General features: G+C 61.8%; 19 protein-coding genes and 1 pseudogene. 11 read left to right on the top strand and 9 right to left on the bottom strand.

Annotated elements, in window-relative coordinates:
- Positions 1-65: 65 nt before the first annotated feature.
- Positions 66-455: a Rid family detoxifying hydrolase gene (locus tag AC1XDK_RS11285; RefSeq protein WP_483350005.1), complete on the bottom strand. Its 390-nt coding sequence runs from the start codon at positions 453-455 to the stop codon at positions 66-68.
- Between the two features lie 578 nt (positions 456-1,033).
- Here AC1XDK_RS11285 and AC1XDK_RS11280 point away from each other — a divergent pair.
- The 5 genes from AC1XDK_RS11280 to AC1XDK_RS11260 all read left to right on the top strand — a co-directional run bounded on the left by AC1XDK_RS11280 (position 1,034) and on the right by AC1XDK_RS11260 (position 5,922).
- Positions 1,034-2,209 carry a sugar phosphate nucleotidyltransferase gene (locus AC1XDK_RS11280; RefSeq protein WP_483350004.1) on the top strand — a complete coding sequence of 392 codons (1,176 nt, stop codon included), beginning with the start codon at positions 1,034-1,036 and terminating at the stop codon, positions 2,207-2,209.
- Between the two features lie 2 nt (positions 2,210-2,211).
- Positions 2,212-4,014: a glutamine--fructose-6-phosphate transaminase (isomerizing) gene (gene glmS / locus AC1XDK_RS11275; RefSeq protein ID WP_483350003.1), complete on the top strand. Its 1,803-nt coding sequence runs from the start codon at positions 2,212-2,214 to the stop codon at positions 4,012-4,014.
- A gap of 333 nt (positions 4,015-4,347) precedes the next feature.
- On the top strand, positions 4,348-4,653 hold the full coding sequence (locus AC1XDK_RS11270) for a hypothetical protein (RefSeq protein ID WP_483350002.1): 306 nt from the start codon (positions 4,348-4,350) through the stop codon (positions 4,651-4,653).
- Between the two features lie 85 nt (positions 4,654-4,738).
- Positions 4,739-4,888, top strand: a complete 150-nt coding sequence (locus AC1XDK_RS11265) for a hypothetical protein (RefSeq protein WP_483350001.1) — start codon at positions 4,739-4,741, stop codon at positions 4,886-4,888.
- A gap of 11 nt (positions 4,889-4,899) precedes the next feature.
- Entirely contained in the window at positions 4,900-5,922 is a 1,023-nt protein-coding gene (locus AC1XDK_RS11260) for a DUF1616 domain-containing protein (protein ID WP_483350000.1), read from the top strand.
- Between the two features lie 9 nt (positions 5,923-5,931).
- Here AC1XDK_RS11260 and AC1XDK_RS11255 read toward each other — a convergent pair whose 3' ends face one another.
- The 3 genes and pseudogenes from AC1XDK_RS11255 to AC1XDK_RS11245 all read right to left on the bottom strand — a co-directional run.
- Entirely contained in the window at positions 5,932-6,921 is a 990-nt protein-coding gene (locus tag AC1XDK_RS11255) for an NAD-dependent epimerase/dehydratase family protein (RefSeq protein ID WP_483349999.1), read from the bottom strand.
- A 2-nt stretch (positions 6,922-6,923) separates the two neighbouring features.
- Entirely contained in the window at positions 6,924-8,096 is a 1,173-nt protein-coding gene (locus AC1XDK_RS11250) for a DegT/DnrJ/EryC1/StrS family aminotransferase (RefSeq protein ID WP_483349998.1), read from the bottom strand.
- Positions 8,097-8,272: 176 nt separating this feature from the next.
- Positions 8,273-8,407: pseudogene (locus AC1XDK_RS11245) on the bottom strand (acyltransferase); the annotation flags it as partial.
- 510 nt (positions 8,408-8,917) lie between these two features.
- On the opposite strand from AC1XDK_RS11245, the gene AC1XDK_RS11240 reads away from it, so the two are divergent.
- The 4 genes from AC1XDK_RS11240 to AC1XDK_RS11225 all read left to right on the top strand — a co-directional run bounded on the left by AC1XDK_RS11240 (position 8,918) and on the right by AC1XDK_RS11225 (position 13,027).
- Positions 8,918-9,652, top strand: coding sequence for a methionyl-tRNA formyltransferase (locus tag AC1XDK_RS11240; protein ID WP_483349997.1), 735 nt, complete (start codon positions 8,918-8,920; stop codon positions 9,650-9,652).
- Positions 9,653-9,751: 99 nt separating this feature from the next.
- Positions 9,752-10,756 (top strand): glycosyltransferase family 2 protein, encoded by a 1,005-nt coding sequence (locus AC1XDK_RS11235; protein ID WP_483349996.1) that lies wholly within the window; start codon positions 9,752-9,754, stop codon positions 10,754-10,756.
- Between the two features lie 128 nt (positions 10,757-10,884).
- Positions 10,885-11,826: a lysylphosphatidylglycerol synthase transmembrane domain-containing protein gene (locus AC1XDK_RS11230; RefSeq protein ID WP_483349995.1), complete on the top strand. Its 942-nt coding sequence runs from the start codon at positions 10,885-10,887 to the stop codon at positions 11,824-11,826.
- A gap of 160 nt (positions 11,827-11,986) precedes the next feature.
- On the top strand, positions 11,987-13,027 hold the full coding sequence (locus AC1XDK_RS11225) for an SDR family NAD(P)-dependent oxidoreductase (protein WP_483349994.1): 1,041 nt from the start codon (positions 11,987-11,989) through the stop codon (positions 13,025-13,027).
- Here AC1XDK_RS11225 and AC1XDK_RS11220 read toward each other — a convergent pair whose 3' ends face one another.
- Positions 13,028-14,701 carry a hypothetical protein gene (locus AC1XDK_RS11220; RefSeq protein WP_483349993.1) on the bottom strand — a complete coding sequence of 558 codons (1,674 nt, stop codon included), beginning with the start codon at positions 14,699-14,701 and terminating at the stop codon, positions 13,028-13,030.
- A gap of 196 nt (positions 14,702-14,897) precedes the next feature.
- Between AC1XDK_RS11220 and AC1XDK_RS11215 the strand changes: the two genes are divergently transcribed.
- Positions 14,898-15,995, top strand: coding sequence for a glycosyltransferase (locus AC1XDK_RS11215; RefSeq protein ID WP_483349992.1), 1,098 nt, complete (start codon positions 14,898-14,900; stop codon positions 15,993-15,995).
- A gap of 230 nt (positions 15,996-16,225) precedes the next feature.
- On the top strand, positions 16,226-17,545 hold the full coding sequence (locus tag AC1XDK_RS11210) for an aryl-sulfate sulfotransferase (protein WP_483349991.1): 1,320 nt from the start codon (positions 16,226-16,228) through the stop codon (positions 17,543-17,545).
- A 41-nt stretch (positions 17,546-17,586) separates the two neighbouring features.
- Here AC1XDK_RS11210 and AC1XDK_RS11205 read toward each other — a convergent pair whose 3' ends face one another.
- The 4 genes from AC1XDK_RS11205 to AC1XDK_RS11190 form a co-directional block, all read right to left on the bottom strand.
- Complete coding sequence (locus AC1XDK_RS11205; RefSeq protein WP_483349990.1) at positions 17,587-17,850, bottom strand: DUF8044 family membrane protein; 264 nt, start codon at positions 17,848-17,850, stop codon at positions 17,587-17,589.
- Positions 17,851-17,932: 82 nt separating this feature from the next.
- The gene (locus tag AC1XDK_RS11200; RefSeq protein WP_483349989.1) at positions 17,933-19,135 is read right to left on the bottom strand and encodes an NAD-dependent epimerase/dehydratase family protein; all 1,203 of its coding nucleotides are present in this window, start codon (positions 19,133-19,135) and stop codon (positions 17,933-17,935) included.
- The gene (locus AC1XDK_RS11195; RefSeq protein ID WP_483349988.1) at positions 19,132-19,272 is read right to left on the bottom strand and encodes a hypothetical protein; all 141 of its coding nucleotides are present in this window, start codon (positions 19,270-19,272) and stop codon (positions 19,132-19,134) included. The genes AC1XDK_RS11200 and AC1XDK_RS11195 overlap by 4 nt, the downstream gene beginning before the upstream one ends.
- Before the next feature lie 213 nt (positions 19,273-19,485).
- Complete coding sequence (locus tag AC1XDK_RS11190) at positions 19,486-21,588, bottom strand: hypothetical protein (RefSeq protein ID WP_483349987.1); 2,103 nt, start codon at positions 21,586-21,588, stop codon at positions 19,486-19,488.
- Positions 21,589-21,772: the final 184 nt, after the last annotated feature.

Here is a 21,772-nt window from a genome sequence, read left to right as displayed (position 1 = left end):
AGGGAGCGATTTTCGGAACGGCAACCAGTTGCGTGCGGTTTCGCCGCGGCGAACTGCGACCGCTTTTACGCCTCCTCCTCGCGGGCGCTCGCCACGACCTCGATTTCGACGCCGATGTCGATGGGCAGGTCCTCGACCTGAACCGCGCTTCGGGCGGGATACGGCGCGGAGAACTGGTCCGCGTACACCTCGTTTATCTCGTCGTAGTCGTCCATGTTCTGGACGAATACGGTCGCTTTGACCACGTCGTCCAGCGAACGCCCCGCCGCGCCGAGAACGGCGTCGATGTTTTCGAGCGTTCGCTCCGTCTGCTCCCTGATTGTATCGCCGACGATGTTTCCCGATGTTGGGTCCACCGGTCCCTGCCCGGAGACGTAAATCCGGTCACCGTCGCGAATAGCCTGGGAAAACGGGCCGATGCTCGGCGGCGCGGCGTCGGTGTTGATCTCCTCCATCGTCAGTATCCCTCCGAACGCGCTGGTGCTGATTTCGTGTCGGTACCGACGTCCGTGTCGAATAGCCGTATCGTTCCGCAGGTCGTGCTAACTCTCATCACGACTATGTCCAAGCGCCGAGTTAAAAAACCGCTGGATGGGTTCCGGAGGTGGCTGTAAGTGGCTTCCAACCTCGGTCGTCTACCCGACCGAATCGTCACACTTTGCGGCGCGTATCGTTCCCGGCGAGGTGTGAACGTGGAGTTCTGTGCTCTTTCCACTCCGCCGCCGCGGATTCATAAATTATATGTCGCTATAGCATATCTGTCCGGGATACGGAATCGGGCAGAACGACGGCCGAGCGTAGAACCGAAGGCGCTCCCTAACGAGGGTAGGCCTATCACGAGGCGAACTGGAGAGACGGGCCGATGTCGGGGCGTTCGTCCATCGGTCCCTTATCTCGGAGGGCTACTGTCGTTTCCGTTCCCGGTCGTTTGTCTCCCCGACCCGAAACAAGATATTCCGGGGAAAGTCACGAAACTAACCCATCAGATTGTCAATAGAAAGAGATATACTGTAGGATTGGCCTGTTACTGATGATGAAAGCGGTCATTCTCGCTGCTGGCGAAGGGTCGCGGCTTCGGCCACTCACAAACCGCCGCCCGAAACCGATGCTTCCGGTCGGCAACAAGCCACTCTTGGAATCGGTCGTCGAATCGGTCGCCGCGGCGGGAGTGGACGAAATCGTCCTCGTCGTCGGCTATCACCGCGAGCGGATTCAGACGTACTTCGGCGACGGTCGTCAGTGGGGCGTCGATATCACCTACGCGGTGCAGGAGAAACAGTTGGGAACCGGACACGCGCTCTTGCAGGCCGAATCGTACATCGGGTCGGACTTCATCGCGCTGAACGGCGACCGATACATCGAACCGTCGGTCATCGAGAACCTCATCGCCGACCACGGGGAGACGGGGTCGGCAGGGATAGCGACGACGCGGGTCGAAACGCCGAACAGGTACGGTGTGGTCGAATTCGACGGCCAGAACATCACCGACATCCTCGAAAAGCCGACGCCGGGAACGACGACGTCGGAACTAATCAACGCCGGTGTGTACGTGTTCGGCCCGGACATCTTCGCCGCGATTCGTCAAACGGAGAGTCACGGGGAACTGGCGTTGACGCGAACGCTGCGCAACTACGCGGAAACCCACTCTCTCCGCGCGGTTCCGTACGATGGCCTTTGGGGCGACATCTCGTACCCATGGGATTTGCTGTGGCTCAACAGCTACGTTTCGGACAAACAGGTGTCCGCTGACGACTCCGACCCCACTCTGTCGTCGCACGTCGCATCCACGGCGGTCATCCACGACGACGTAACGGTGGGCGAAGACGTGACGGTGTGCGCCGGCGCTGTCGTCCTTCGAGGGACCTCGCTCGGTGAGAACGCGACTGTCGGTGCGAACGCCGTCGTCGAGGACGCCGTCATCTTCCCGGATGCGACCATCGAACCGGGCGCGGTCGTTCGGAACTGCGTCGTCGGCGCGAACGCTACCATCGGGCCGAACACGACGATTGAAGGAGGCGTAACCGACGTTACTCTCGGGGAGACGGTCCACCGCGACGTGACGTTCGGCGGCCTCGTCGGAGACAACGCCGAAATCGGTGGTAACGTCACCATCACCCCGGGGACGATTCTCGGCGAAGGGGTGACGGCGGAGAGCGGAACCACCCTTCGAGAGCGGACCCAAGACGGCGCGATTGTACGGAGAGGATAGTTATGTGTGGAATTACCGGTTACATCGGAAACGACAGTTGCTCGACCATCGTCGCACAGTGTTTGAAAAATCTCGAATATCGCGGCTACGATTCGGCGGGTATCGCCCTCCTCGATGACTCGTTACGGGTACACAAACGGAGCGGTGAAATCGATAATCTCACCGTTCCCTCGATGTCGAACGCCACCTGCGGCATCGGCCACACCCGATGGAGTACCCACGGGGCACCCACGGAGCGCAACGCGCATCCGCATACCGATTGTTCGGACCAAGTCGCCGTCGTTCACAACGGCATCATCGACAACTACGAGGAGTTCAAGACGGACCTCCTTCCCGACCACGAGTTCACGAGCGAGACGGACACCGAAGTCATCGCACACCTCATCGAGGACGCTCTAACAGGCGATGTCGACCTCCGCGAGGCGGTCAAACGGGTCGTCTCGATGCTCTCGGGGAGCTTCGCCATCGCGGTCACGGCCGTCGGCTACGACGGCATCGTCGCCGCACGGCAGGACAGCCCCCTCGTCGTCGGCCACGCCGAGGACGCGACGTTCCTCGGAAGCGACGTGACGGCGTTCGTGGAGCATACGCGCACGGTGACGTTCCTCGAAGACGGCGACATCGCACACCTCACCGAGGACGGAGCGACCATTATCAACGGGGGCGAGGTCGTCGAGCGAGACCGCCAAACCGTCGATTGGGACGCCGAGGCGGCGGAAAAGGGCGGCTACGAACACTACATGCGAAAGGAGATTCACGAGCAACCCCGAGCGGTACGGCAGGCGCTTTCGGGTCGTATCGACGAACTCTCCGGAACGGTCGACCTCGACCTCTCGCTGACGAAGGAGTACTGTCGCTCCCTCGACGAGATTCAGATAGTCGCCTGCGGAACGTCGTACTACGCGGGCCTGTACGCCGCCGGATTGTTGGAGGAGTTCGCGGACGTTCGTGTCTCGGTTCACATCGCGAGCGAGTACGAGTTCAAAGCCAATCGCGACCCGTGGCGGACGCTCGTCGTCGCAGTCACACAAAGCGGCGAAACCGCGGATACGCTCCGTGCGCTTCGCAAGGCCGCCGGTGCGGGCGCTCGGACGCTCGCGGTGACGAACACGGTCGGTTCGACCGTCACCCGCGAGGTGGACGAAACCGTCTACATCCGTGCCGGACCGGAAATCGGTGTCGCGGCCTCCAAGACGTTCGTTTCGCAGGTGGCGACGCTGACGCTGGTCACGGTGTATCTGGGGGAGCAACGAAACGCGCTCACGTCGAACGAACGGACGACTATTCTGGAGGAACTGTCCGCCATGCCGAGCGCGATTCAGCAGGTACTCGACGCCGAAACATCGGTACAGAGCGAGGCCAAGGCGTTCGCCGACAGCGATTCGTTCTTCTTCATCGGCCGTCGGCTCGGCCATCCAGTCGCGCTCGAAGGCGCGCTCAAGCTCAAGGAGATATCCTACGAACACGCGGAGGGTTTCGCGGGTGGCGAACTCAAACACGGCCCGCTCGCGCTCGTGACCGAGAAGACGCCGGTCATCGCGATACTCACGGAGGGGACGAACGCCGCCGAGACGCTCCACAACGTTAAGGAAGTCGAATCTCGTGGTGCCCCAGTCATCGGCGTCACGTCCGACACAGAACCGAACCCCGTCTTCGATACGATGTTCGAAGTGCCCTCGGTCGGTCTGATGGAACCCGTCATCGCGAACGTGTATCTACAGTTGTTCGCCTATCACGTGGCGAAGGAGAAGGGTCGCGCCATCGACAAACCGCGTAACCTCGCCAAGAGCGTCACCGTGGAGTAACGGCCGTCGAAACGACCGTTCTGATTCGTTCGGCATCCGAAGGGAAATTCCTCGACTGAGGACGTACCTCTGAACCCTCCGTTCGCTGCTAATCCGGTTCTCCTGTCGAGAGATACACTCGACATCGGGGGTGTAACCGATGGGGGAAAACTCATCGTTTCGTCCCCGCGTAATCGTGCTTACCCGCGTCGCCATCGCTCGAAACGTGGTGTACGTCCAACAGAACTGCCGTTACGGTGATGAGAACGAAACGGCGCCGAAAAAACGGTGGTCGGGATTGAAGTCCCGACTCAGTGTCCCACTGGCAGGGAGTTTCGGCTCCCGTGTCACAACATGCAAACTGCACTGAAACACTCGCTCGTCGTCCTTCTCGCCACCGGCCTCCTCGTCGGAGGATTTGCCGGAACGACGGCCGGGCAAGAGCGGCCAGCGGCGCAGTCGAACAGCCTTTCGATGCAAGCACCGTTCGGGAGTTCGGCGTCTCAACTCGGATCGATGTCGTGCAGTGAACTCCATGCGACGTACAAACAGGGTGTCGAGCGAATCCGTTCCAGCGACATGCCGGCGGACCAAAAACGGAGTCTCATCCAGCGTGCGACGGCAGTGTATCAGCGATACAAGCTTCAAAAGGGCTGTTAACTCGTTGTCGTTTCGCTTTTCATGTAACCGAGACCGCCGGACAGGGGAGTCCGGACCCCAATCTTTAGTTAGGTCGTCGGTGTAGGTGAACCCCACCACTACGGACGGTTGGGGGGAACGCGAGTGGGAACGGGCGAGACGGAACGGTGGTACCGACGAGGGTATTCGGGCGGAACGTCCGGAGATGACTCGGCGGATAGCGGTTTCACGCCCGGATGTTCGCGTTCGACACTGACAGTGAGATAGATGATGGATAGATCCGACTTGTGGCTGCTGTTGCCACGCCGCGTTCGCCGGTTTCCCGCGGACCTCGCCGCCGCCATCGCGCTCGTTCTGCTGACGGCAGGCGTCGTCCGCCTCGGTATCGAACTCCTGCTGCCGGTACGGTTAGTTTTGGGATTCCTCTTTCTGTTTTTCCTGCCGGGCTACTGTCTCGTCGCGACCCTGTTTCCGGAGGAAGGCGGGAAACACCCGTCGGAAGACGGACGGGGGCGGGATGATTCCAGCGGCGTCTTCCATCGCCGTATCGACGGTATCGAACGCCTCACGCTCTCTATCGCGGCCAGTTTGGCGGTCGTTCCCCTCATCGGATACCTCCTCAGCTACTCCCCGTGGGGGTTACGACTCGGGCCGAGTCTGCTCAGTGTCGGCGGCTTTACCGTCGTTTGTGCGCTCATCGCCGCGTTCCGTCGCCGGTCACTCCCGGAGTCGGAACGGTTCTCGGTCCAGCACGGACTCGTCTCGGACCGGCTCAAATCCTCCGTTTCGAGCGACACGATACGCGCCCGTCCGTTGAACGTCCTCCTCGTCGTCAGTCTCGTCGTCGCTTCCGCCGGAATCGTCTACACGACGACGACGCCCCGAAGCGACGAGCAGTTCACCGAACTCTACCTCGGGACGAAAAACGAGACGGGAGCGACGGTTACGGACGCGTATCCGCGGAACTTCACGAGAGGAACCCAAAAATCGCTCCGGGTCGGAATCGAAAATCACGAGCGCGAGCGGGCGAACTACACCGTCGTCGTCCTGTTACAACGGGTGAAGCGAAACGACGGGTCGATGCGGGTAACGGCGGAGCGACGGCTCCAACGGTTTCACGTCTCCGTCGGGCAGGGCCGAACGGCCGTCGAGAACCGGAGTATCGAACCGACGATGACCGGCGAACGGCTTCGACTCTCGTTCCTCCTCTTCCGGGGTCGCCCGCCGGCATCGCCCTCGACGGAGAACGCCTACCGGCGAACGCACATTTGGATACGCGTTCGAGGCTAACGACGGTGACTACTCCGCTCTTCGACGGACGAGTCGTTCGACCGATTCCCGAATCGAGCGCGTCGGTTCCCAGCCTAACTCTTCTTGCACAGTGGAGATGTCTACGGCGAAGTCCGTGACGAGCGTCTCGTCCCCGCGTGGGTTTTCGACGAGTTCGATGGTCGGTTCCGTTCTCGTCTCGGCGGCCACCGACCGCTGGACCAGTTCCGCTAACTCCATGACCGTCCACTCCTCGTCGCTCGCTACCTCGTACTTCGAGACGCCGGTCCGCCCCTCCTCGGTTTCCGCTACCAATCGCTCCGCGCTCCGCCGATAGGCGTCCGCGACGTCCTGCACGTGAACGAAGTTCCTCGCCTGCGTTCCCGGTTCGTACACCGGTATCGGTTCGTCGGCGAACGCGCGCCGAACGAAGAACTCGATGACCATCCCCCGCGAGATTCGACGCTCGTCCACGGCGTGTTCGCCGTACACGTTTGCTTTGAGAAACAGGTGTGCCGGGAACGCCGCTCGTGACAGAGACTCGATAGTTCGCTCCCCGACGAGTTTCGTCTCCCCGTACCAGTTCATCGGTTGCCGTGCCGCGTCCACCGTGATGGGGAACTCCTCGGGGTCGCCGAGGACGGCCATGCTGAACGGGAAGGCTAATCCGGCACCCGTCCGCTTGCAGAACCACGCCACGTTGGTCGTCCCGTGAACGTTCGTTTCGAGCGCGAACTCCTCGTCGTTTCGACACGCGTCCACGTCGCTCGCGGCCGCGAGATGGAGGACCACGTCCGACCCGTCCAACGCCGCTTCGAGTCGGTCGCGCCGCCGAACGTCGAGACACTCCACGTCCACGCCGCCGACGTGGTGGATCTCGCCGCGATAGAAGTTGTCGAACGCTCGAACGTCCCAGTCTGGATGGTGGTCTCGAAGCGTGTTCACGACGCAACTGCCGATGTATCCCCCCGCGCCGGTGACGCTGACCGTCGGAGTCGAGGAGATGTCCGTTCCAGCCATCGTCATCGCTCCGACTGCCGGTCGTCCGCGAAGTCACGGACGACCGCCACGACGCGCGCGACTTCGTCCTCGGTCAGGTTCGGGTGGTTCGGGAGTCCGATGACGTTCCCGGCGACGGATTCGACCACCGGAAGCGACTCGTCGTACTCGTGGTCGTGTTCGTTTTCGGACCACGGGAACTCGCTGTTGAAGCCCTCGTGTTCGCGGAAGATGGACTGTTCGTACAGCGGTTTCGTGTACCGGTGGCGCGTCTCCACCCCGTCGTCTTTCAGCGCGCGCCACACCTCCTTTCCCGACATGCCGATGCGCTCCGTGCGAACCTCGAACGGTGCCCAGAAGTAGGCGTGGTCCACGTACTCCCGAATCGTCGCGGGACGAAGCCAGTTCACGTCCGCGAGTTCATCGCGCAGTCGTTCGGAAATTTGGGTCCGTCGCGCGTTGAGTTCCGGTAGGCGTTCAACCTGTGCGACGCCGATAGCGCCGCTGAGTTCGTTCATCCGATAGTTGTAGCCGAGGGCTTCGTGTTCGTCCCGAGTGGCCATTCCGTGGCTTCGAAGGAGTCGGATTCGTTCCGCGAGTTCGTCGTCGTCGGTCGTGACGATGCCGCCCTCCCCCGTCGTGATGTTCTTGGTCGCATAGAAGGAAAAACAGCCCGCATCGCCGATGCTTCCCACCGTCTCTCCCTTGTAGCCTGCGCCGTGGGCCTGTGCGGCGTCCTCGATGACCGCGAGGTCGTACTCCTCAGCGAGCGCGAGGAGTTCGTCCATCTCGGCCGGATGGCCATACAGGTGGACGGGAAGGAGCGCCGCGGTCCGGTCGCTGATGCGGTGTTCCACGTCCTCGGGGTCGAGCGTGTAGAGGTCCCGGTCGATGTCCGCGAACACGGGTACCCCACCTTGGTGGACGACGGCGGTCGCGGTCGAACCGAACGTCAGACTCGGAACGATGACCTCGTCGCCCGGTTCCAATCCCAGCGCGTTCAGTGTCAGCTGAATCGCCACCGTCCCGTTGCTGACCGCGACAGCGTGGTCGCTTCCGACCGACTCCGCCCATTTCTCTTCGAACGCTTCGACGAACGGTCCCTGTAGAAACCGACCGGATTCGAGTACCGCTGCAACGTTTTCCCGTTCCTCTTCCCCCAGTACCGGCTCCGCCACGGAAATCGTGCCCCCCATTCTGCATCAGGTGTCAACGACCGAATATATGATGCTTGTGGCAGGACGCCCGCAGTTCGTTTCGACGATGATATCGAAAAGACATCCCAGTACGGCTCGAATTGTGGGCGCTCGACCTCGGTACCATCGGGATAGCGAACCGTCCACGGTGGGATGTCCTCGTCCACGTACGAGAGCGCACCGACGACGGCACCCTCTCCGAGGGTTACGTCTGGCATGATGACCGATCCGGAGCCGACGAAGACCTCGTCCTCGATGCGTATCGTCCCCCGAATCCGGTCTTTCTCCTCGGCGGGAACGCGGGAACTCATGTGCGACGTGAACTTCGGATAGCCCGTTACGAGAACGCAGTTGTACGTTACCACGGCGTTGTCCCCGACGTACAGTTTGCCGCCACCGATGACCTTCGAACCGGCGTGCAGGCACGAGTTGTCCCCGATGTACGTCCCGCTCCCGGCGTTCAGCAGGACGAAATCGTCTATCTCGACGTTCTCCCCCAGTTGGAGGTTGTCGGTGTTGACGAGTCGTGCCAACTCGTACACCTTGCCTTCCCGTTCGATTTCGCTCGCCATCCTTCCCTCGTACGACGGTTCATCGTTTAGTTATTTGGCGGATTTTCGACCATTCAGTACGGCCGTCGTCTCGGTGCCGGAAGCGAAGAGAAATTGGAGAACTGTCACGATATCCCTGTGGAGTGCCGCCGGTAAGGAACGATGATAGCGGGAGTAACCTCCGCTATCCTCGCCGTCGCGTTCCGTTTCCCATTCACTGGACCGAGTCGCCACAATGTTCATGCGACACATTGGCGTAGTGAGGTTACTATGGTCGAAGTCGCCTTACTCGGCGTAAACGATATCGGAGAATGGGTTTCCGACTGGCTCAGTGACCGGTCCGACGCGACTGTCGCTACGATAATCGAGACGAAGGAGGGGCTCTCTTCGTTACACGACATCGAACCGGACCTCCTCATCTCGGCCGGGTTCCGGGCCATCGTTCCCGAGGAGTATTTGGACCTCCCGCCGCTCGGCGCGGTCAATCTCCACAAGTCCTATCTCCCGTACAACCGAGGGGCGAACCCGAACGTGTGGAGCATCGTGGAAGACAATCCGGCGGGCGTCTCGATCCACTACATGACGCCGACTATCGACGGCGGGGGAGTCATCGACCGCCGTCGGGTCGAAATCGCCCCGGACGATACGGCGAAGGACCTGTACAATCGTCTCGAAGCGGCCCAACGCGAGCAGTTCGTGGACGTGTGGCCGGACCTGAAATCGGGTGCCGAGGCCGTCGAACAGTCCTCGTCCGGGACGTACCACGAGAAGAGCGACTTCGTCGACCTGTGGGAGCTAAACCGCGACGAGGAGATGCGGGTGGGTGAACTCATCGACCGTCTCCGTGCGCTGACGTTTCCGCCGTTCCGAAACGCCTTCTTCGAGGTAGACGGGCGGAAATATTACGTCGAAATCGACGTGGTTCCCGAATCCGAGGACCCGTCGGAAACGCCGTCGGAACGGTCGATTCCGACCTACGACGCGGAAACGGGTAGGGAGACGTAGGTGGTATCTTCGACATCGCTCCCGACCTTGGAATTACGGGCTACGCGGCGGTACGGAGCCGAGAAACGTTAATGGTTTTCGGATGGTAGCTCGCGTGCAATGGTTCGATGGCTGCTGTACATATCGGTAGCGGTGGCGACTACGCTGCTCGGATTCGCCCGCTATAGGACGCACTTCGAGCGCCGTGAACTCCTCGCTTTGCTGTTCGTCGCCGTTCTCGTCGTCGTGTTCGGCGGCGTGGCGGAGGCCGACGGTGTCGGCGTTCGATTCGACGTGCTCGCGCTTGTCGGAGTGCTGGGTATCGTCGTCCTCTGTTACATCCTGTTCGCCATCTGGCGACGGATAGGACGGCGAAAGCAGAAGATGAGTTCCCTCGTCACGGAACTCGCAATCGACGATGTTCGGATGGACGGGACGGACGACAAGACCATCCGGGTCGTCCTCGCGGCGTACAACGAGGCGGATTCCATCGGTGACGTCATCGAGACGCTTCCGGAGTCCATCGAGGGGTACACCGTCGTTCCGCTCGTGGTTTCGGACGGCTCGACCGACGATACCGCCGCGGTCGCACGGCGAGGGGGTATCACGGTGGTCGAACACGCGGTCAACATCGGTCAGTGTAGCGCGCTGAAAACGGGCTTCGACATCGCACGACGGATGGATGCCGACATCGTGGTGGGAATGGACGCCGACGGACAGCATCGGGGCGACGAGTTGGAGCGCATCGTCCGCCCGATAATCGACGGCGAGGTGGAGTACGTTATCGGGTCCCGATACCTCGGGTCCGACGCCTCTGGCAACGGGGTCGTCCGGCGCGGCGGCATCTGGCTGTTCACCACCCTCACCAACCTGATGACGAAATCGAACATCACGGACGCGACGAACGGGTTCCGGGCGATTCGCAGTGACGCGCTCGGTGCCATCTCGCTCACCGAGGACCGCTTTTGTGCCGTGGAAATCCTCGTGGAGGTCAGCAAGAACGGACTGCGAATGAAAGAGGTGCCCGTGACGATAGAACAGCGACAGTCCGGCACGACGAAAAAGCCCAAACTCGGCTACGGAATCGGCATCGCACGCACCCTCTTCGTCACGTACTTCCGTTGACTGTCCGCCGTGGAATCGGTCATCGAACCGCGCGAGAGTGGCGGAAACATTGATTGTGTCTCCTGTCGCATGGCTATCGGACGGTGGACGTGTATGGGAGTGGGAAGGACATCAGCGGAGAGACGACTATGACCGACCGACGGACGTACGTACTGACGGCTCTGAAAGTGGTGATTACGGTGGGGTCGTTCGGTTACTTGCTGTGGAAGTTCCCCGTCGGGCGGGCCGCTCGGGAGATGGTTCGGATGAAGCCCATCTATCTCGCCTTCGTGGTTCCCGTGGTGTTGTTGCCCATCCTCCTCACCTCGCTGTCGCTGCAGTTGCTGTATCGGGAGTACGAGGAAATTCGCTTCCTCCCGATTTTCAAGGTCGATACGGTCGATTTCGTCGTCAACTCGTTTCTGCCGACCAGACTCGGCACGCTCGCCACGACGCCGCTCATCCTGAACAAGTACACGGGCATCAAACTACGGAGCGCGTTCGTCATCAAGGGCGTTCAGGTGCAGATGATAGCGGTCATCAACGGCGTCGTCGCGCTGGTAGGACTGTTCTTCGTTCTCGACCAACTCGGCCGGAACATCACGCTCGTTCTGTTGCTGAGCGCCGCGGTGTACCTCGCCGTCCCGATTGGGGCGCTTCTGATGACGCGCGTGGACCTTCCCCGATTCGTCTCGGACCGCGCGCCGAAACTGCTCTCCACGACGACGGACGCCCAGTACGACGCGTTCTCGCGGAACAAACTCGTCTCCGTCACCCTCCTGTTCGTCTCCTTCGTCGTCCTCTCCGGGGTCCGATTCGGGATTATCGGAACGAGTCAGGGTCTCCAGTTGTCGCCCCTCCTCTACCTCCTCATCCCGACGCTCATCTACTCCGTCACGGTGTTGCCCATCTCCATCGGCGGCATCGGAGTTACGGAAGTGACCGGAACGACAGTCCTCGTAGCGCTGGGCGTCTCGCCGGGCGTCGCGACGAGCGTCGTCGTCCTCGACCGGATTTTCGCCGCGTACCTCCCGCTCGCGGTTCTCTACTTCTACGCGAACTACGTCGTCCACTCGGAGATCAGCGTGTGATGCGTCGAGAAGGGTATCGTCGGTTTCGTACTCCCCCGATAAAATAGGGTATTTTTTGATATTATTTGGAGAAATTAGCACATATTGCGGCTGAATGGACCCTCGCTGCGGGCAAAACCGATAAGGTATGGTAAGTAGTTTGACGAACGGGGGAGAAAAAATGACAGATTTGAGTAGTAAGCGTGTGCTCATCACCGGTGGGTGTGGTTCGATAGGGTCGGCGCTCGTCCACCGCGTGTTGCAGGACGGGCCGGAAGTGGTTCGCGTAATCGACAACGACGAGGGACGACTCCACGAGATGGAGACGAAACTGGGACGACGGTATCCGCGTCGCGTCGAAACCTCGTACAAGGACGTTCGTGAGTTCGACGAGATGGCACGAGCGATGCGGGATATCGACGTCGTCTTCCACGCGGCGGCGATGAAACACGTCGGTATCGTCGAACACGACCCGTTTCAAGCCGTCAGGACGAACGTGGAGGGGACCGAGAACGTGCTCCATGCCGCGATGGAAACGAACGTCGAGGCCGTCATCGCCGTCAGCACGGACAAGGCGTCGAACCCAGTTTCCGCGATGGGCGCGACGAAGCTCCTATCGGAGCGATTGACCGTCGCCGCGAACGGGAGCAAAAACGGTCGAAACGTCAGGTTCGGTTGCGTTCGGTTCGGGAACGTCCTCGGAACGCGCGGGTCCGTCGTGCCGGTGTTCATCGACCAGATTCGACAGGGCGGCCCCATCACCGTCACCGACCCGGAGATGACCCGGTTCGTCATGCGCCCGCAGGACGCCGCGGAGTTCGTCGTGGAGACGTTCGGGACGACCAGCGGTGGCGAAGTCGTCGTCCGCAAGATGCCCGCGTTCAAACTCGGCACCTTGGCTGAGGCGCTCCGGGAGCGCTACGCGGAGGAGTTCGGCTACCGACCCGAGGAGATTCCGACCAGGGTCGTCGGGTCCGGGCCGACCGAACGCTACCACGAAAAACTCGTGTCCGAGGACGAGGTGAAACACGCCATCGAAGAACCCGACCGCTTCGTCCTCTATCCGAACGACAGGTCGATGCCCGACACGGACGACGGTCACGGGAAGGCGCTCGCCGGGGAGTACACGTCGGCGGATGCGCGACGCCTTTCGAAAGCCGAGTTGCTGGCGATGTTGGACGGGATGGAGGACACGGTATCGACGCTGGAAACGACCGCCTGATCACCGTCGATAGATGACGACGCCGCCGTTCGAGTACACGCGGTCGTGGCGGCGGTCGAAATCCGCCTCCGGGTCGTAGGTCAACGACCATCTTCCTTGCATCTCGCCGTACAGCCGATACACCCGTGCCTGCGTTCGATAGGCGATGTATCCGCTCGTTCCCGAAAGCGCCGTCCGGTTCATCAACTCCTCGTCCATGTACTCGTAGGTCTGTGCGTCCGGTTCGTGGAGTCTGACGGTCGATTTCGCGTAGTAGAGGTCCGTGGCTATCTCGCCGGGGACGTGGCTACTGAACCGTTTCGCCGCGACTTCCTCCGACGTGAGGTACTGGCGTTCGCTCTGTGGATGGTCGGGGATGGCCAACGGCGTCACCAACTGTGCCGTCAACAACAAGAAGAGAACGCCGACGGCGAGAACGCTTCGGCGTCGGTCGGGTGCGTGGCGATTCGCCAGCACCACGGCGACGATGACGAACAGGAGGAGTTCCACGTAGAAGTACATCCGGGACGGGTTCACCGCGGAAACGCTCACGGCACCGACCGCAGTGAGGGCGATACAGACGGCGATTCCGGCCAACACCGTCCGTACCCCGTTCGATTTCGCCCGCCACGCGAGCACGAGCCACGCGATTCCAGCGAGCGGAACGAGCGTCAGTCCGTACGCCCGCCGGACGAGAAAGTCCGTCCGCGACGAGGCGACGGGCGTGGCCGCCTTCGGAGTGACGTGTACCATCGTCTCCGACGTGACCCGAAGCGCCAAGAGGAGGCGGCCGACGACGCCGATAATGAAGTCCGTGATGACGGTCAGCTGAACGACAACGAGGACGCCCGAGAGGACGGTGAGCACCATGAGCGTCGATGGCGTCGTCACCCGTTTGAACGGTTCGTCCAACCACTCCCGCGACCGGAGGAGGATGAGGACGGCGCTCCCGACGACGGTTCCGAAGACGAGGAGGGCGGTCAGTTTATGGATGTACACTAACGCGACGGTGAAGGCGAACGTCAACACGAGGTCCGGGGTCCGCTTGTGTCGGAGGTATCGACCGAGAACGTAGAGGAACGGTATCCAGATACCGACCGCGAGCGTCTGTGCTATCGGGACCATGACGTAGAGGACCGACGCGGTGCCGACGGTGACCAAGAGCGCGGCGTAGAGTCCGGCGCGGCGTCCCGATAGCTGGCGTGCGATGACGTACGCGAGAAGGGGAAAGAGCGCGCCGAAGACGAACGCGTACACGTCCAACATGTGCATCGCGTCGACGCCCATCACGTCCCCCGTCAGCGCCCCCGAGACGAGGAACAGGGGTGCCTTGCCGTAGAACTCGAAATCGAGGGTGGACACCCGACCTATCTCCTGTAACGAGACGATGGCGGCGGCATACTTGTCCGGGTCCAGTCCGATGTAGCTTCCCGCGAACGAGACGATGACCGCCCGGTAGTAAACGCTCAGGCCGACGAGTGCCCCCAGGACGGGGAGGGTAGGGACCGACGGGACGGAGACGACGTAGGCGGCGAAAAGAAGGATGACGACGCCGACACCGGCCGGAATATACGGGTAGAGGTGGCCGTTCTGGTGTGCGAGTACGGTCGTCGCCAACAGGACCCAACTGGCGACGATGACGGCGACTTTGAACGCGTCCGTCGAGCGCGACACCGTGACATAACGGGAACTCATTCGGTCCATTCAGCACTCTACGGTGACGGTTACGAATCTATCGGCCTCCGTGGCGGCGTCTCGTTCCCTGTCCGTACGGCTGAACGATCGGAAACGCCTGTCTTTCGACGCACCCCGAGATGTAAATTTCCGAGAATCTTTTTGCCGTTCGGTATCGTCGGTTCATCGGGAATCCACGGAGCGGACCCACTCACCGATGAAAATTGGAATACTGAACCCGACGGTGTTGGTCAGGCCGGACCCACAGATACTCGCGCCGCGGTTGGCGGACGAGGGACACGAAATCGTGTTCTTTCACCCGGAAAAGGGGCGCGGATACCCGCCGGAGGATGAGAACATCACGGTGCGATACTATCCGGCGCGGTTCGTCCCGGAAATCCGGTACACGCTCCCGACGCCGGGATTCTATCGGCTCTTGCGGGAGGAGTTCCCGGCCCTCGATAGACTCGTCATCGGTGATTACCTCTATCCGGTGTGTTCCCTTGCGGCGGTGCTGGGCCGACGGTTCGGCGTCGAGACCACCGTCGTCGTCAGCAACATCGTCGGCGTCGAGTGGTTTTACGGGAACGCGTTCGTCGACGCCGTCTCGAAGGCGTACACGCACTCGGTCGGCCGTCTCACGTTCATGGCCGCGGACCACATTGTCGGTCAGGGGGAGTACGTCCGCGACGGGTTGACCCGGTTCGCGTCGGGCGAGAAGACGAGGATAATCCCGACCGGAATCGACGTCGACCGGTACGCCCCGGATGCGACGACGCCCGCGGAGCGAAACGGCGGCGTCGAATTGGTGTACGTTGGCCGCCTCGACCCGGTGAAAGGGGTCCACAACCTGTTGGAGTCGTTCGTCGAATTGCGCAAACGAGGCGCGCGTGACTACCGCCTGACGCTCGTCGGCGACGGGACGAAGCGGGCGGAGTACGAACGGTTCGCCGAACGGGAAGGCGTTCGGGGGTACGTCACGTTCGCCGGTTATCAAGAGGACGTTCGTCCGTTCCTGATAGCGGCGGACGTGTTCGTGTTAGCATCGACGGCCGAGGGGCCTCCTGCGGTGATACGGGAGGCTCAGGCATGCGAAACGCCGGTCGTCGCCACCGACGTCGGTGGCGTCTCGGATTTAGTTCACGGGGGAAAAGTCGTCCCGCCGAACGACCCGGACGCGCTCGCCGATGGCGTCGAGGCGCTCGCCGAGGCGGACCTCGCCGCCCGCGGTCGGATGGCTCGGGAGTACATGGTCGACCACTTCGACGTCGAGGACATGATGGACGAGTACGTGGCGCTCCTCACGGACAGCTAATCGGGACGCGGTCTCGACTCGCATCGCGGCGCTCGGAGTCTTATCTCCTCGTCTCGAAGCCTCACGACGGTCACAAGAGTTAATAAATCGAGTAAGGTATATGGTTATTCAGCATGGCTGGGGGGAACACAGGCGATGACACTGATAGGGCGACGTATAGACGACACATTCCATCGAAGCGAGTCATTCGAACCGCTTTTGTTCTCGTTTTACTAGCGCTGAGTGCGCCGGTGGCGAGTGCATATCTACAGAGCGGGCAGGAATGGTCGAGCGCACAAATGGAGACGCGAACCGTCCCGCCGGCAAACGGGGTAACCGTCTTAACGACCGACGCCTACGGTGGCGGCCGTATCGGTGCGTACGGGCCGAACGGGAAGACGCTCTATTACAACGACACGCACGACTTTTACCACGACGTGGACCCGAGTCCGAAGGGGGACATGACCGTCCTCTACGTGGCGTCCGATAACGTGAACAAGAGCGCGTGCCACTCGACGGTGAAATGTCGCCGAAGCGTCGTCGAGCGACTCAACTTGACGACGGGTGAGGTCACGCGTCTCTGGTCCGACCTGCGCACGTCGCGCGGTTCCAGTGCGCTACACGACGTGGATTACATCGGCAACGGACGACTCCTCGTCGCCGAAATCAACCCCCCGGACGGCGTGTACATCGTGAACACGCGGAACGGGAACATCGAATGGAACTGGCAGGCCGAACAGAACTTCTCGCACGCGAGCGGCGGAAGTTTCCCCCGCGACTGGACGCACATCAACAACGTCCAACGGCTACACGACGGGCGGATAGCGGTCAGCATGCGGAATCAGGACCAAGTGGTCTTTCTGAACAAGACGACGGGACTACAGCCCAACTGGACACTCGGTGCGGACGACCGGTACGAGACGCTCTACGAGCAACACAATCCGGACTACATCAACGAGGCGAACGGCGGTCCGGCCGAACTCGTCGCCGACTCCGAGAACAACCGCGTGGTCGAATATCAGCGGTCGAACGGCAGTTGGAACCGGACGTGGGTGTGGAGCGATTCGAAGATGCAGTGGCCCCGCGACGCGGACCGCTTGCCGAACGGCCACACGCTCATCACCGACTCCAACGGCGACAGGGTGTTCGAAGTCAACCAGCAGAACGAGATCGTCTGGTCGATGTCGTTCCCCGGTCCGTACGAGGCGGAACGCCTCGGAACCGGGGACGAGAGTACGAACGGGACGAGCGCGAAGGCGCTGGGCCTCGAACCACACGTGGGCGGCTCCACGGGCGATTCATCGTTTTTCATGGCGTCCATGGCCGACCAGGCGGTGACGACCGGCATAAACGTCCTTCCGCCGCGGATACTCCACGCGCTCCTCTTCATCTTCCCGGCGTGGATAACGCCGGTCGGCGCTATCTCGGCGCTCGCGTTTGCCGGAGTCCTCTTCCTCTGGTTGCTGTTCGAACTTCACTGGGCAAGTTACACGCTCTCCTTCTCGTCGCCGGTTCGACTCTCGCGGGAATCGTCCCGAACCGATTCGAGCGACGGGGACGTCGAGGAGTAATCTCTCTTCCTCTCTCAGCTATCAGTCGACGGTGCACCGCCTCAGGCGAACACGCGCTGGACGTGCGTGAAGACGACGTAGCCGAACCCGAGGAGTCCCGCGAGGAGTATCCATCGGAGACGGACCTGCCACTGGGGTCTGACGTGTGCCGGGGACGTGAGTTCTAGCAACATCAACAGGCCGACGAACGAGACGATAAAGAACGTCTCCCCCGAAAGCACGTCGAGAATCGACAGGGTGGCGGCCGCGAGGAGCATCACCCCGAGTTGGCCATAGACGAACCGGCGTCGGTGGCTGACGGTCATCGGTATCGGTACTCGACGGGAACCCGTACAAACCTATCGGTGGCCCTGAACGATCTCCCGCGGTTCGAAAAAGCTCCGTGATTCAATCCGACCCTGCGGGAACGGACTCGGTTTCGTCCCGAAGCACGTCCGGGACGAAGCGGTCCTCGTGTGATTCTATTCGGTCGGTGTGGCGCGAGAGCGTTTCTAACACGTCACGAACCCCGTCCTCGAAGGACTGTTCTTGGCCGTCGATGAGGTCCATGTAGCGGTCGTTTTCTATCTCCATCTCGTGAGTCTCGTCCTCCTCGCGCGGGTTGTCGAAGTGTTCGACTGACGTCTCGAAGTCGAACTCCGACGCCACCTCGTCGATGGTTTCTGCGATTTCGACGATGCTGATGGCTCGCGTCACTTGGTTGTACACCACGAAGTCGTCGGGGCGGTCGTCCGCGTCGCCGAGCGCGAGTCGCGCGAGTCCCTCGACGGTGTCTTCGAGGCTGGCGAAGGGTTTCCGCTGTTCGCCCTTGCCGTACACCGTCAGCGGATAGCCCGCGGCGGCCTGCGCACAGAAGCGATGGACGACGGTTCCGAAGTAGTAATCGAAGTCGAAGCGCGTCTTCAGGTCGTCCTCGCTGGCGCGCGTCTCCTCGGTTTCCGTCCCGTAGGTGATGGCCGTGCGAACGTCGCTGATCGGAATCCCGAACTGCTTGTGTGCCAGCCGCATGTTCGCCGCGTCGTGGGATTTCGTCAGGTGGTACCAGCTACCCGCCATCGCTGGGAACGGCACCTCGTCGCGCTCGCCCTCGTTCTCCATCGTCGCGCCGCCTTCTGGAATCGGGAATTCGGGAGCACCGTAGACGCCCGTCGTCGTCGTCTCGATGAAATGCGTGTCGGTGAGGTCGTTCTCTTCGAGGCCCCACAGGAGGTTTCGCGTCGACTGCAGGTTGTTGTGTTGCGTGTAGTTCGCGCGTTCGCCGTTGATTTGGGAGTACGGCGCGGAGGGTTGTGCGGCCGCGTGAACGATGGTTTCGGGTTGGTGGACCGCGAGCAGTTCGTCGACGAAGGCCTTCTCGGTCAGGTCGCCCTCGACGAACGAGAGGTTGTGCAGTCCCAGTCGGTTCCGCGCAGTATCGATCCGTGCTTCGGGGTCGGCGACCGGAACGGCGCTCTGGCCACCTACCTCCTCGACCCACCGACGCCGCCCGCAGTCGTCGACGCTGACGACTCGCTGGTCGGTTCGGTCGGCGATGCGGAGCGCAGTCGGCCATCCGATGTAGCCGTCCCCGCCAGTGACCAGAATCGTCATCGTCTCTCGTCCTCCTCGTTTCCCGATTCCTCCGCCCGCTGGTCGCTCAGGTGTTCCCAGATTTCGGTACAGCCGATACCGTCCCCGATGTCGTGGAGATGTTCGGCATGCTCCCTCGACTCGTTTTTGCGTCTCATTGGAGTGTCAGTACACCATCCGTTTTGCCTTCAACATTTCGGGCGTAATGCGTTTGAAAACCCCGAAACGGCCCACTACGACGGCTCGTTCCGCCGTTTTATCTCTCGCCCGAGTCGAAATAGGTGCGTACCGCGCCGTCCGCCACGTGCGGTTTTCCGCTCATCGCTCGATACTCGTCGATGGCTGCGGTCACGATGACCCAGACATCGCCCTCAGTCGCGTCCGTCTCCGTCCTCCTCGATTAGGATGCCCTCGGCGGCGTCGAGGAGGTTGGAAACGCTCTCGGTCGAAACGACGTCCGACGCGAACACGACGCGCTCGTAACTGTTAGTCAGTCCGTCTAGCGTCCGGTACTCCCGTTCGGAGAGGAGTGCCCCGGCAGAGTCCCTGAGTTCCCGTGGCGTGGCCGACGGTTCGAGTTCGTAGCGACGGCGGAGAAACCGTCGAAACGCCGAATAGCCGGTTTCGACCGCCCGCTCACCGTCACCGGACGAGAGGTGATTTCGCGCAGCATCGAGCGCGTCCAGTTCCTCCGACGTCGGGTCTCTCGTCTCCGCGGGGCCGTCCTCGTCCGTCGCCTCCGTTTCGCCGTCCAGTGGCGCGGCCGACGGTCCGAACTCCTCCCCGTCATCGTCCGTCTCGTCCTCGCGGCGCGACCTCACGAGGACCGTCCCGAGAAGGAACACGACAGTCAGAAGCGCCACGCCGGCCCACGGCAGCGAAATCCACTCCGGGAGACGCGACCCGTCGGAGACGGCTTGGAGGGTCGCGTTGTCCCGTGCAATGCCGAGGTTCGACGGGGACGGGTCGTACACGGCGACCATCGTCGCCGATTCGTCACGGTCCACCGACGGCGGCAGGTCGAATTTCCCCGCGTAACTCCCGTTCTTGCCCGTTTTTGCCTCGCCGACGCGAGTCCCGTCGACCCGGAACACGACGGTCCCGTTCGTCACACCTTTGTCGTCCTTCGTGTCGAGTTGACCGCGGACCGCGACACTGCTCCCGTTTCTGGCCGCGTGCATCGACAGCGACGTGTTCGTTCGATTCACGCGGAGTTCTCTGGTGACGGTCGCACCCGACAACGCCCGTTTGGAGAGCGGAACCGACACCCGAAGGGGTCTGGTACCCGCCCGAACCGAGTGCGGAAGTCTCGTCCGAACGGTGAAGCTACCGTTCCGATTCGTCGTGGACCGTCCGATTTCCCTGTCGCCGATACTGACGACGACGGGGACGTTCCCCGCTCCCACATCCTTCGCACCGACGACACCAGTGACGACGATTTGGTCCCCGAACTTGGCCGTTTTCGGTGCCTTCCGCACCGTGAGAGACGAATCGACTTGCGTCACGTTTACCGCGACGGCGTCCGTCGAGCCGAGGTAGGCGGACTCGTTTTTCGGCCGATATTCGACGGTCAGTCGGTTCGTATTCACCGGTAGCTCCGTCGGCCGATACGTGGCCTGAAAGTATCCCTCGTCGTCGGTCCGCGTTTCGACGGTTTGGTTTCCGATATTCAGCGTGATGTTCCGGTTCGAGAGGGCACTCCCGTTCTCCGTCGTCAGTACGCCGTTCAACTCGATGGGGTCGAGAAACGAGACGGCGCTTTTGTTCGCCGTCACGTTCACCGTCGTCCCTTCGAACACTTCCTCCTCGACGCTCGATTGCGTCCGGGTGACGTTCTGGGAGATGGACGTCACCTGTTGTGTCGATTCGTTCAGGTTGGCTGGAGTCGTTTGGGAGATATTCCGGTACGTTGATTGCAACGACGTTCCGGACTGGTTCGTCTGCTCCGCCAGTCGGTCGAGTTTCCGTGCGAGCCGTCTCGCACGCTCGATGTTCCCGTTCCGTCGTGCCTTCTGGTAGCGACGATACGTTCGGTGGTACTCCCGTACCGCTCCGATGAACTCCCGTTGGCTCTCCATCCCGTTTTGGAACTCCGCGGACTGGTTTCCGCCTCCTTCCGTGGATTGTTGCACTTCGACGTACTGACTGAGTTGCTCCGAGAAATCGTCACCGACCAACCCGCGCGCTTTCTCGTACTGTCCCCGTTCGATTCGTACCATGCTGTTGCCGAATCGGCTGGCGAGGCGCTGCTGAAGCCAGCGTTCGACCGCCGCCGAGTTCCCTTTCCGTCGGACGACGTCCGGGTCCCGATGACGCGGCGCGGTCACGTTTTGCACCGTCGCGGACCCGTTCGTCGCGTTCTCGTTGACGCGTGGCTCACCCGACGTCGGGGTATTTTGCCCACCACCGACGGCCGACGAGACGAGGAGTACGACGACGACCGCCACTGCTAGCGTGTATCTCGGACGGTTCATGGAGCGGTTTCGGGATTCATCGAGTAGTCAGGGATTCCAATCGGGCGGACGGTGGACGGATATCGGGCGACGGTCCGACGGCTATCCGCTCCAACGACCGCCACGGTGGCCCCGTGGTAAGCCGGACCCGTTCTTAAAACCGGCCGACCGTTGCGACGACTGGTCGCCGATAGGGCCGGCTTAC

It is taken from the genome of Haladaptatus sp. HS23, from assembly GCF_056892285.1.
The sequence above is the reverse complement of the archived record's forward strand: the minus strand, read 5'-3'. Positions and strand labels throughout refer to the sequence as shown.